The sequence below is a fragment of the Lacticaseibacillus porcinae genome (genome assembly GCF_003946305.1).
Lineage (GTDB): Bacteria > Bacillota > Bacilli > Lactobacillales > Lactobacillaceae > Lacticaseibacillus > Lacticaseibacillus porcinae.
Genome location: NZ_RHNS01000020.1, coordinates 1 through 12443, shown reverse-complemented (window position 1 = coordinate 12443; position 12443 = coordinate 1). Strand labels below are relative to the sequence as shown.

Annotated in this window: 12 protein-coding genes; 7 read left to right on the top strand and 5 right to left on the bottom strand. The window is 45.9% G+C overall.

Annotated features, from left to right (window positions below; all coding sequences use genetic code 11):
* The first annotated feature begins 2 nt into the window (after window positions 1-2).
* The 6 genes from EKM92_RS11850 (at window position 3) to EKM92_RS11825 (ending at window position 4721) form a co-directional block, all read left to right on the top strand.
* On the top strand, window positions 3-620 hold the full coding sequence (locus EKM92_RS11850) for an SDR family oxidoreductase (RefSeq protein WP_125711063.1): 618 nt from the start codon (window positions 3-5) through the stop codon (window positions 618-620).
* 222 nt (window positions 621-842) lie between these two features.
* Window positions 843-2330, top strand: coding sequence for a ribosomal protection-like ABC-F family protein (abc-f, locus tag EKM92_RS11845; RefSeq protein ID WP_125711061.1), 1488 nt, complete (start codon window positions 843-845; stop codon window positions 2328-2330).
* Between the two features lie 76 nt (window positions 2331-2406).
* Window positions 2407-2982: a signal peptidase I gene (gene lepB / locus EKM92_RS11840; protein WP_125711060.1), complete on the top strand. Its 576-nt coding sequence runs from the start codon at window positions 2407-2409 to the stop codon at window positions 2980-2982.
* Window positions 2983-3506: 524 nt separating this feature from the next.
* Window positions 3507-3932 (top strand): MarR family winged helix-turn-helix transcriptional regulator, encoded by a 426-nt coding sequence (locus tag EKM92_RS11835; protein WP_125711058.1) that lies wholly within the window; start codon window positions 3507-3509, stop codon window positions 3930-3932.
* Between the two features lie 5 nt (window positions 3933-3937).
* Window positions 3938-4507, top strand: coding sequence for a hypothetical protein (locus tag EKM92_RS11830; protein WP_125711056.1), 570 nt, complete (start codon window positions 3938-3940; stop codon window positions 4505-4507).
* Between the two features lie 10 nt (window positions 4508-4517).
* Window positions 4518-4721 (top strand): hypothetical protein, encoded by a 204-nt coding sequence (locus tag EKM92_RS11825; RefSeq protein ID WP_125711054.1) that lies wholly within the window; start codon window positions 4518-4520, stop codon window positions 4719-4721.
* Window positions 4722-4768: 47 nt separating this feature from the next.
* On the opposite strand, the gene EKM92_RS11820 is transcribed toward EKM92_RS11825, so the two are convergent.
* Window positions 4769-7372 (bottom strand): FtsX-like permease family protein, encoded by a 2604-nt coding sequence (locus tag EKM92_RS11820; RefSeq protein WP_125711052.1) that lies wholly within the window; start codon window positions 7370-7372, stop codon window positions 4769-4771.
* A gap of 4 nt (window positions 7373-7376) precedes the next feature.
* A complete protein-coding gene (locus EKM92_RS11815) occupies window positions 7377-8078 on the bottom strand; it encodes an ABC transporter ATP-binding protein (RefSeq protein WP_125711050.1) in 702 nt (233 codons plus the stop codon).
* Between the two features lie 129 nt (window positions 8079-8207).
* On the opposite strand from EKM92_RS11815, the gene EKM92_RS11810 reads away from it, so the two are divergent.
* Window positions 8208-8753 (top strand): TetR/AcrR family transcriptional regulator, encoded by a 546-nt coding sequence (locus tag EKM92_RS11810; protein WP_125711048.1) that lies wholly within the window; start codon window positions 8208-8210, stop codon window positions 8751-8753.
* 52 nt (window positions 8754-8805) lie between these two features.
* Here the strand turns inward: EKM92_RS11810 and EKM92_RS11805 are convergent, their stop codons facing one another.
* The 3 genes from EKM92_RS11805 to EKM92_RS11795 form a co-directional block, all read right to left on the bottom strand.
* A complete protein-coding gene (locus EKM92_RS11805; RefSeq protein ID WP_054716168.1) occupies window positions 8806-9006 on the bottom strand; it encodes a cold-shock protein in 201 nt (66 codons plus the stop codon).
* Window positions 9007-9238: 232 nt separating this feature from the next.
* The gene (gene gdhA, locus EKM92_RS11800) at window positions 9239-10582 is read right to left on the bottom strand and encodes an NADP-specific glutamate dehydrogenase (RefSeq protein WP_125711046.1); all 1344 of its coding nucleotides are present in this window, start codon (window positions 10580-10582) and stop codon (window positions 9239-9241) included.
* 216 nt (window positions 10583-10798) lie between these two features.
* On the bottom strand, window positions 10799-12235 hold the full coding sequence (locus tag EKM92_RS11795; RefSeq protein WP_125711044.1) for an APC family permease: 1437 nt from the start codon (window positions 12233-12235) through the stop codon (window positions 10799-10801).
* Window positions 12236-12443 lie beyond the last annotated feature (208 nt).

The window sequence follows — 12443 nt, the reverse complement described above, 5'->3', positions numbered from 1 at the left end:
TTATGAAAATTTTTGTTATCGGTGCTCACGGTCAAGTGGGCCAACATGTGATCGACACCTTATTAGAAAATGATTACCAAGTCGTTGCCGGCTACCGCGATCCAGCGACTCAAGCCCCTGAATCCTCCAGTGAAATGCAAGCTGTCACTTGTGATTTAACGGGTAGCATTGAAGGGTTAGCCCGCGTGATGCAAGGTTGCGATGCCGTGATTTTTGCCGCCGGTTCCCGTGGTAAAGCCTTATTAGCCGTTGATCTTGATGGCGCGGTTAAAGCGATGGAAGCTGCCCAACTGGCAGGAATTTCTCGCTTCATTCAATTATCGACGTTAAACGCCGGTGACCGGAAATTATGGCCTGCCAGCTTAAATGATTACTACATTGCCAAATACTACGCTGATGAATGGTTGATGCACCACACCACGTTAGATTATGTGATCGTCCAACCAACGACGTTAACTAACGATGCCCCAACTGGCCAAATTAAATTTGATCCGACTTGGGAAGACACCATTACCCGCCAAGATGTTGCCACAGTGCTCGTTGAAGCGATCGAATCTGACCAACATCGCACCACCATCAAAATCGCCAATGGTAATTTACCGATCGCCCAAGCGTTGTAAACTTGACAAGCGCTGGTGTTGATGATAACTTTTATCATATCAAATTACGAAAAGAGTGAAGCCGTTGAAGTAAGCCATTGCTGAAATGTATCTGATCTGCCACAAACAGGCGGAGTCTCGGCATTTTCAACAATGACTGACTTCCTCGGGGAACACTTTCCTGAGGTCTAGTGAATACTAGGCCTTTTTGTGTGCAGATCGTCAATTGGGAGGACTCAACTTATGTCTACAATTACGATCGATCAATTAAACTTCGCTTATGATGGTCAAGCCCCATTATTTGACCACACCAGCTTCAACCTCGACACCCAATGGCATTTAGGGTTAGTCGGCCGCAATGGTCGCGGCAAAACCACTTTGCTTAAATTACTGTTAGGGCAACTCCCTCACACAGGCACCATCACCACCAAAGCCCCACTGACTTATTTCCCCCAACCGATCGCCGATCCTAGCCAATTGACGCTTTATGCACTACAAGCAGGCGCAGATTTTGAACAATGGCAACTCGAGCGGGAAATGAACCTTTTAGGAATGGATCCTGATTTATTATGGCGGCCTTACCAATCATTATCTGGTGGTGAACAAACCAAAGTCCGTTTGGCGTTATTATTCGTCGATCAAAATGCGTTTGCCTTAATCGATGAACCGACCAATCATTTGGATATTGCCAGTCGCGCGTTAGTCGCCAAGTATTTACAACAAAAGTCTGGCTTCATCGTGGTTTCCCATGATCGCCAATTTCTCGATGATATTTGTGATCATGTCTTAGCGATCGATCGCCAACAGATTCAATTATTTCAAGGCAATTACACCACCTATGCCACAGCTAAAGCCAATCAAGATCAACAAGAACAAAACGAAGATCAAAAACTGCGCCATGAAATCACCCGTTTGAACAAAACCGCGCAAGAAAAAGCCGAATGGTCTAATGCCCGAGAAAAAACCAAATTTGGTGATCGCCATGTCAAAAACTCTGCCGTCGTCCCTGATCGCGGCTTTATCGGCGCGCGTTCAGCTCGGATGATGCAAAAACGGAAAAATCTAGAACACCGCATGGATAAAGAAATTCAAGCCAAATCTGGATTATTGAAAAGCATCGAAACCATTGACCCGTTAACGATTCAAGTCGTACCTGACCACCACCCAGTTTACGTGCATGCCGATCAAGTTACCGTCGGTTTTGATGGCCAAACGTTATTTGAACCTGTTAGCTTTGATGTGAAACCAGGCGATCGCGTCGCGTTAGTCGGCCCTAACGGCATCGGAAAATCTTCGTTACTCGAAGCATTGATCGATCAATTTCCTGGTACGATGTCCGGGACTTTCACCCATCCTGACTTGAGTATGAGCTGGGTCCGGCAACAAAATCACGCGTCAGGGACGTTGAAAGTATTTGCAGAACAGCAACACCTTGATTACCAAAGTTTATTGAACAACTTAAAGAAACTCGGTCTTGAACGCAGCAGTTTCAACACCCCGATCGAATCACTTTCAATGGGGCAGCAAAAAAAAGTCGCCTTAGCCGCGTCGTTGGTCACCCCAGCTAGCTTATATGTATGGGATGAACCTTTGAATTATTTAGATCTGTTCAATCAAGATCAGCTTGCTGAAAGCATTTTAACTGCAAAACCAACTATTTTGTTTGTCGAACATGATGAAGCCTTTGTTAAACGCGTCGCCACTAAAGTGATCACCTTGAAACATGCGTGACTATTAATTTAGGACGTGGTACGCTTGAAAACGAATGCAGAACGAATTTTGGTGTAAACCTGAAAGCAGGTGATCTATGGCGTCACAACATCAACCGACTTGGCGGTGGTTATTGCTTTTAGTCGTCGTTTTCATCGCGGTGTTTAGTGGGACGCGGTATTTCATCGCCAATGATATTGTCGATGGCACCTCCATGCAGCCGACGTTGCAATCTGGTGAGCGCCTGGTGTCGATCAAACATCAAACGCCTAAACGCTTTGATATTGTGGTGTTAACCGAACCAGTGGCGCCACATGCTTTGTTCATTAAACGTGTGATCGGCTTGCCTGGTGATACGATCAAAGTCGTCGATGACCAACTTTGGATCAATGGCCAACGTGTCAATGAACCTTACCTCAAAACTGCATTTGCCAAGCAAGAACTCAAGCAATTTCAACGCGCACACGCCGCTGCAACTTTCACAGCGAATTTCTCCTTATCGCAATTAAAAGCCACCCGCGCCAAGAAAGTCCCTGCTGGGCACTATTTTGTCATGGGCGATAATCGACTGGTTTCTTATGATAGTCGTGGCTTTGGTTTCGTTTCAAAAGCTGAACTTGAATCAGTGGTTATTTGGCGATATTGGCCGCTCACTCAAATGCGAGGGTTTTAAAACATCCAACGTCTGACAAAAATTCAAACAATTTGTCAGACGTTTTTGTTATTTCAAAATAAATTAAATTTTATTTTTGGTCGCGTTCCAACGATAATCATTCATCTGACCGTTTGCTCACCATCGTACTCATTTCGTTATTGAATCCGTTTGCTTTTCCTGTTAAGTTATAACCATGATGAATCACGGAGACTTCGGGGTGCGGCCGCACTGAACGCGACTCGATGTGTGAAGTCACAGTTTGGCGGCGTCGGTCGACCTGCCAAGCGATGTGCCACCTATGCACCGGTGCAGACCGAAAACGTCCACAACGTTTTGGCACCTGACTCTAAAATACTATGCTACCTCTACCTGGGTAGGCGGTCACCCGCTATCACGCCCAGGTACATAACCAAAAATTGCCGCAATTAGCGGCTATTTTTCGTGGGTGACAATTTTTTTGCGCCAATCGTTTGACAAAATTCATAGTTAGCTTTATTATTTGCTTGCGCAAGCAAATAATAAATGTAGGCTAGGTAATATTCATGACCTTTGAATCAAATGACGCGCTTAAAGATCTCCCAGCGTTGAGTCGCCGTTATATCCAAATTCTCGATCAAACGTTAACGCGCTACCAACTTTCCAGTAGCCTTTATTACTATTTGATCAAGTTACATCAATTTGGCCCGATGCCTCAAGAACGCATGGTTCAGCTCACTGGGGTCAACCCCAGCAATGTCACCCGCGCCGTCAAGCAGCTCATCGACCTCGGCTACCTCACGAAACACGCCAATCCCAATGATCGTCGTGGGTTTGTGTTAACCTTGACTGATTCAGGTACTGAAATTTGCCCAGCTTTACTTGATTGTCTTGCCTTAGCGCAACAACAATTTCTTGCCCCTTTAGCAGTTGACGAACAAGCTCAGTTTAAGTTGCTACTCCAGAAAATGGCAGATGCACCAAAGGAGTGACTGTTATGAACGAAGAAAAATTAATGAACCGTGTGATCTCAATACCGTCGACCTATCAATTGGTGTCATGCAAAACGGTCCAACGCAATGGTGATCCAGTGTTAATGTTGCGTTATCAACCTTTCGGCGTTTTTCAAGAAAATGGGCCACGGATTATCGGTATCTTTGATCATCACCGCGTTTTGAGCCTCAAACAACTCACTGTTGTCCCAGCAAGTGATCGCTTATCGACAAAGCAAGCACCAGCGCAAGCCCTTAAGCTTTTTCAACAGCTTGATGCTGAGTATGCCAAAGGTTTAAGTTTTATTCGGGTGGAAGATCAACGACGCAGTTTTATTAACGCCACCGGAGAAACCGTGGTTTTTCCGGTGCTATGGGTTAAATTCGGTCACCAAAACGGCACTTACAATTGGGTCACTTTCGCATTAGACGGTACCATGATCGAAATGGAAATTGAATCACAATGGGATTATTTCCGCGGACGCCGCGCCACAGAAATGTGGGATAACGATGATTGGGTCAACGCCCGTGAGGAACATGGCCCCCAGCTGCCAAGCCCCAATGCATTAGCGTAGAGGTGAGCAAATGAATGAAGATACCTTGATTGCTCGGTTAGGCGACTTGCACCAACAACTGGAACAACTCGAAAATGTTGATTATATGACTGCTTATTATAAAGGGTACAGCAGCCAAGGTGATGATTTAGAAACGATCAAAGAAAAAATCGCCACTGTCAATGACCAGATCCAACAAGTTGAAGATCAATTGGCCTCCTTTGACTTTCAATAGACGCAAAATCGCGGTTAACCTCCATTCGGAAGTTAACCGCGATTTTGCTATTCTGTGGCTTTTAATGCGGATACCATGTCGACATGTTGCAAACGCCGATGTGTGACTAAGATCACCACACCAGTGAAAACTGCCATCAAGACAGCAGCGGCCACATAACCTGGCCAATGAATCGTCAGTGGGAACATGACCTGTGCTGTGGTTGCTTGGCGCAAAATGTACCACGTCAACGCATTACCGACGCCATAGCCAAAGATGATCCCGATCAAGGTTAAAACGATATTTTCACGTGAGACATACATCGTCACTTCCCGATCGTAAAACCCTAACACTTTAACTGTTGATAACTCGCGAATCCGTTCAGACACATTGATATTGGTCAAATTGTACATCACCACAAATGATAACAAGCCTGACATCACAATAAAAATCATCACCACTGGATTCAAGGTACTAGACATGTTGTCGATGGTGGTTTTTTGATCGGCAACAAAACTGGTGCCAAGTACGGTACCAGACTTTAATAAACGATGCGCCAAGGTGTTGCGCTGGTGATCACTTTGCGGTGCCAACCGAACTAGTAAAGCATTGCTAGTTGCGGCTTGATGCCATGCCTTTTGATAGGCGTCAGCACTGAGGTACAAGTAATCGCCAATGTAGTTTTTGGTGATCGCAGCAATTTTAAGTGAGACGCGTTGATCACCAGTGACTGTCACTGAGACACGATCGCCGACTTTGACTCCTAGCAATGTCGCAGTTTTCTGGGAGATCACTGCCCCTTGTTTCGGGAGTGTGATTGCTTGGCCTTTGGGCGTGCTTAAATGAATATAGCGAGAAAAATCGCCAGTTTTTGGCGTAAAGACGTTGACTGAGGCAACACTTTCATCCCCAAACCGTACTTTGGCGGTGTTGGCCATCACTTTGGTACTGCTGCGATAGTTGGCATCGTCTGCTAAGACAGACTGAGCCTTTTGGGCTGAGCCTTTCAACGATACCACTGCTTGATATTTGACAATATCACCGTATTGCCTAGTCCCGCTGGCAATAATCGAGTCGCGGATCCCAAACCCAGTTAGAATCAACGCACAACCGCCGGCGATCCCGATGATCGACATCACCATTCGACTTTTATACCGGAACAAATTACGATAGGAGACTTTTTGATTGAAGTTTAAACGCGACCATAACGGCGTGATCCGCTCCAGTAAGATCCGTTTGGCAGATTTCGGGGCTTTAGGTAACATCAATGCCGCTGGGCCTTCTTGTAATTCGCGCCGCACCACAAACGCTGCGGCGCCAACCGTTGCGATCAAGGAGAACCCCAGCGCTAATCCAAGCGACCCCCATTGCATGCGCACAGTTGCGATCATGGGAATCGTTTGCCCATACAACGCGAGAATAAACCGTGGCAAAGTTTCATTACCAAATATTGAGCCAAGCACCCCACCGACTAGCGCGGCGATCAAAGCATATTCCAAATAGTTCTTCGCAATGGCCCATTTGCCATAGCCTAATGCTTTGAAGGTCCCAATTTGTCCACGGGCTTCTTCCACCATCCGCGTGATCGTGGTAAAGGTGATCAAAGCGGCAATCAAGAAGAAGAAGACTGGAAAGACATTTGCGATTGCGGCGATCCGCTCGCTAGATTCTCCGTAGGCCGAAAAGCCTGGTAAGTCTGAACGATCTTGATAGGTATAGGTGGTTTTGGTTTGTTGTTTGGCCTTGGTTTTAGCAGCTTCTAATTTCGCTTGCGCTACTTTTAACGTTGCTAACTGTTGATCGATCGCAGGTGTGGTCGTCATTTGACCACCACTAGCTTGCGCGACTTGGGCCTGGGCAAGCTTCAGTTGTTGGTTTGCCGCAGTCAGCTTTGCTTCTTGCGGCGCGATTTTGGCCAAAGCCTCTTGATACAAATCGTTGCTACGCGTCAAGGCACGCTTTTTAAAAATGGTTTTAAGCTGTCGAAGCTTTTTATCGCGTGCGGTTTGATAACTGTCAGCATAAGTATTATGCCCTTGAATCGCCTTAAAGCGCACAGACAACAAACTGGCAGGAATCGTCATTTGACTTTGGGGCACATAAGCAAAAAACCTGACTGTCCCATCCCCAACATTCGCAGCGCCTCGCAAACCATTGTCGATATATTGCGGTGAGTCTGCAAAGCCAACGATCGTAAAGGTGCGATGTTTCAATGCACTGGTTTTACCAAAGGTGAAAGTTTGACCTAACTTGTAGTTGTATTCAGACTTTGCGCGATAATCTAACACGACTTGGGTCTTGGAACGTGGTAAGTGCCCAGCACGCAAAGTCAACTGATTGAGACTAGCTTGTCGATCATAGCCATACAATGCAACCGCCAGTGCATTACGGCCACCGGTGACATAGGTAAACTTCGTGGCTTCTGCTTGAGCGCCTGAAACAGTTTCCACGGCATTGACATCTTTTTTCGTAAAGCCAGTGGTACTCATCAACTGAACATCGCTGAGTTTCGCTTTTTGCACCGTGGTGGTCAGTGATTCATTCAGTCCAGGACCTGCGGCGCGGACCCCAACAAAAATCAAACACCCCATGAAGATAATTAAAATGATCGCAATGAAGCGACCTTTTGACGCGCGAATCTCACGCCAAAGATTTTTAGTCATTGGTTTCATGGCATCACCACTCGATTTCAGCAACTGGTGTCGGTTGCGGATTATCAACCACTGAGCGGACTTTGGCATCGTTGATGTGGATCACACGATCAGCCATTTTCGCTAAGGCAGCATTATGAGTGATGATCAACACGGTTTTGTTATCTTTGCGAGAAGCATCTTGAAGCAACTGCAAAACTTGTTTACCCGTTTCATAATCCAAGGCGCCAGTTGGTTCATCACATAATAGAAGTTTTGGATTTTTCGCTAAGGCCCGGGCGATCGCCACACGTTGTTGTTCCCCACCAGATAATTGTGACGGGAAGTTATCAAGGCGCGCGCCTAACCCAACGTTCACCAAAGTTTCTTCTGCATCTAAGGCGTCTGAAACAATTGAATTGGCCAGCTCGACGTTTTCTTTGGTGGTGAGATTTGGCACCAAGTTGTAAAACTGAAAGACAAAGCCAACACTATGGCGACGATATTCAGTGAGTTGTTTATCAGAGAAATTGGCAATATCCACGCCATCGATCAATACTTCACCACTGGTTGGCGTATCCATCCCACCTAAAATATTTAAAACGGTAGATTTACCGGCGCCAGAAGGGCCCAAGATCACCGTCAATTGGCCTTGCTCACATTCAAAACTCAAGTCATGATTGGCATCGATTTTAGTTTCGCCCATTTGATAGGTTTTATATTCATGTTTGACTTCGATATATGCCACGCTACTTCCACCCTTTCTGATTACGTCATTGTGCTTATTATCCCGCTGTGAGAAAATGACCTCAACCACAAATATTCACCACAATGTTATGAATTGAACAGATTAGAGATAAGTGTCGAAAGGATAGTCATGGTTGGAATTAAAAACAATCGCCGGGTGCAACAAACCCGCAATCAACTCAAACTTGCTTTATTGACCTTGCTGGCAGATCACAGCCTCGCAAACATCACAGTCACCACCATTTGCCAAGTTGCTGATATCAACCGCGGGACATTTTATAGTCATTACGACAATCCCGCTGCTTTGTTTGCCGACATTGAACATGATCTCGCGCAACAAGTGAGCCCATTGATCGGTGATGAAACCACTTTGATGACGTGGCTACCGCAAGTGTTGACTGTGATCAAACAACAAGACACCGCCACTGCGATCATTTTACAAAATCTCCAACATAGTCCAGTGTTGCAAACCATTTTAAAGCCAATGCGTCACCAAACCTTAAGTCGCTACAGTGCTCGCTTTGACATCACAGATCCTGCTGTCTTAAATTATTATTTTGAGTTTTACTTCAGCGGCGCCATTCAAGTGATTTCCCAGTGGTTGGCGACTGGTGCGAAAGAAACCCCGCAACAAATCGCTGAGATCATCGACAACGTCACTGAATTTAACCATTAAAAAAACCGCCTTGACGAATGTCAAAGCGGTTTTTCAAGTTAAAAGCTATAAATTACAGCTTGTTAACGTTAGCAGCTTGAGGCCCACGATCGGATTGTTCGATGTCGTAGGAAACAGCTTGGCCTTCGTCAAGAGTCTTGTAACCGTCGCCTTGGATAGCGGAGAAGTGTACAAATACGTCTTGGCCATCTTGACCAGTGATAAAGCCGTAGCCTTTGTCTGCGTTAAACCATTTAACTGTGCCTTGTTGCATAGTGATGAATCTCCTTTATAAACCTAAATATAGTGACAAACAACGGTAATCTCGAAAGGAAAATTCATCATGCATGACACAACAATTCTCGCTTCTGTTAATTACTTGAACTCAGTATACCACAGAATCCAACATAAACCTAATATTTTGCAAGGGAGAACTGATATCCCAACTGATGACAGCTGTGATCCCAAAGAAAAAAAGATCAGCAATTGCTGATCTTTTCAAGGTTTTACCAGCCTTGAGCCGTCATCGCATCGGCAACTTTGGTGAAGCCGGCAATGTTAGCGCCTGCCAAGTAGTCGCCTTCAACGCCATATTCTTTGGCCGCTGCCACAGAATTAGCAAACAACGTTTCCATGATGTCTTTTAATTCGCCATCGACAGTTTCAAAGCTGTCAGATGCGCGACGAGAGTTTTGACCCATTTCCAAAGCGGAAACTGCAACCCCACCAGCATTAGCCGCTTTAGCAGGACCATAGAAGATGCCATTTGATTGATAATCGGCAATTGCTTCAGGCGTTGATGGCATGTTCGCCCCTTCAGCAACGGCGATGGCACCATTCGCACGGAGCTTGGCTGCTTGTTCACCGTTGATTTCATTTTGGGTGGCACAAGGCAATGCCACATCATATTTGATGTCAGCATCCCAAACAGAACCTTCGTGATATTCCGCACCGGCTTTGCGCTTGGCATATTCGCTGATGCGTGCGCGTTCGACTTCTTTGATTTGCTTCAACAATTCAAAGTCGATCCCAGCTTCATCATAAACATAACCGTTAGAATCAGAAGCAGTGAGGACTTTGGCGCCATATTCTTCAGCCTTTTGAGTGGCGTAAATCGCCACGTTGCCGGCACCAGAGATCACGATCCGTTTGCCAGCAAGTTCTTGACCATTTTCTTTGAGCATGGCGTTGGTATAGTACAACAACCCGTAACCAGTGGCTTCAGTACGCGCCAAAGAACCGCCATAACTCAAGCCTTTACCCGTTAAGATCCCGCGTTCTGCACCATGCAGACGCTTATACATGCCATACAAATAGCCGATTTCACGACCGCCGACACCAATATCCCCGGCTGGGACATCCAAGTCTAAACCGATGTGGCGATGGAGTTCCAACATGAAGGATTGGCAAAAGCGCATGATTTCATTGTCAGATTTGCCTTTAGGGTTGAAGTCCGAACCCCCTTTGCCGCCACCGATCGGCAAGCCAGTCAAGGAGTTCTTAAAGATCTGTTCAAAGCCCAAGAATTTAATGATCGACAAGTTAACAGAAGGATGCAGACGCAAACCACCTTTATAAGGGCCGATGGCAGAGTTGAACTGAACGCGGAAGCCGCGGTTCACTTGCATGTTTCCCGCATCATCTACCCACGGCACTTGGAATTGAATGGCACGATCAGGTTCAGTGATCCGGGCTAACACATTCGCCTTGATGTATTCAGGGTGTTTTTCAAATACTGGGGTGATGGTTTTAAAGAAGTTAGATACCGCTTCTTGGAATTCTGGTTGATTGGGATCGCGTTGTTCAATTTTAGCGCGAACTGCTGCGATATAGTCAGTTGCTTCTGTCATGTTTTGTCACCTTTCTTGATTAAGATACTATGATAGTTTAGCACATAAAATGAGATTGTGATGAGTTTCTAAGCTTTCGATAGCAAAAAAGATAGTGAACGCCAATCGTTCTTTGTTATTGTATCACCTTTTTGTCTGATGCGTAGATGCAATCGGATACATTTGTTGTCAGATAAGAAAACAGACAGTCATGCACAATGACTGTCTGTTTTGAACTTACTTTTGCTTATCTAAAACCGAATGGTGCATCCCATATACGAGATAAACGATCAGTCCAATGATGAACCACACCCCAGAATATAGCTTAGCTTGGATGTCTAAGCCTAAAAAGACGATCAATGCACCGATGAAGGCTAATGCTGGCATCACCGGATACCAAGGCATTTTGAAGGCGGGATCCGCGATGTCTTTGCCTTCACGAGGACGCAGGCGATAGATCCCTAAACTCACAAACATAAAGGCGATCAAAGTCCCAGCAGAAATTAATTGAGATAAGAAATCAAATGGGAATAGCGCCCCAATGATCACACCGATCACCGTCAGCACCAACAAGGCGTGATTTGGTTGGCCTTTTTTCGCTGTGAGCTTGCCTAAGGTCTTTGGCAACATGCCATCACGACCAAAGCTGTACAACAAGCGACTGCCAGCCATCATCATTCCGATCAAAGCCGTAAACATTCCGATCACTGCCACAGATTCGATGACAGTTGCCGCTAAGCGATGGCCAGATTCACGCAATGCCCAGCCGACAGGTTCCGCATTGCCAGCGTATGCAGAGTATTTAAACATCCCCACTAACACTAACGATACGGCCATAAACAAAATCACCGCGACGATCAAACTGCCGATGATCCCACGAGGCATCGTTTTTTCTGGATTCTTAGCTTCTGCAGAGTTAGCCGCAATTGAATCAAAACCGATATAAGCGAGGAAAATCGTGCTCATCCCAGCATAGATCCCTTTCCAACCACCAAATGACGAGCCGTCTGCGTTCACGTGATATGCCGGGATAAATGGGGTGTAGTTGCTTGGGTGAATTGCCGTTAACCCAATGGCGATAAACGCTAAAATCGCTAACACCTTCAACACAACTAAGATGTTTTCAACTCGCGCTGCTTCACTGACCCCGCGTGATAATAACCATGCCACTAGCAAAATCACCACAGTGGCGATCAGATCCATCACCCCGCCGTTATGACCGAACGGATTGGCGAGCGCATTCGGGACCACTAGTCCAAAACTTGCCAGCAACCCTCGTAGATTCGCAGATAGTCCTGAAGCCACAAACGCGACGGCAATGAAGTACTCAGCTAACAACGCCCAACCGGCGATCCAACCGAAGACTTCACCAAACACCACATTGATCCATGAATAAGCAGAACCAGCAAATGGCATTGCCGCAGCCATTTCGGCATAAGCGAAAGCCACCAAACCCGCGACGATGGCGGCGCCTAAACAACTTAAGGCAACCGCAGGCCCTGCATGGTCAGCTGCCACGACCCCAGGCAAGGTGAAAATCGTCGTTGACACAATGGTACCGACGCCTAAGGCTAAAAAATCTTTGACCCCTAATACTCGCTTAAGGTGTGAATCTTTATCTTCATAAACACTAGGATCTTCTTTTTGAAGCATCCGCGTGAACAGCTGACGCATTGGTGACCTCCTATATTAACAATACTTAAGATTATGAGAAACGCTCTCAATATTATTCTATTAATTGCCACAAAAGTCAACTGCTTCTGACAAACTGCCGCTCACCACACAAAAAGGCCGATCATCATGATGGCTATACTCCTTCTTGGGTAGACAAGCAAATAATTAAAGCTTGCCTTCCTAGGAAGGAGTTTTTGTATGGGCCGGA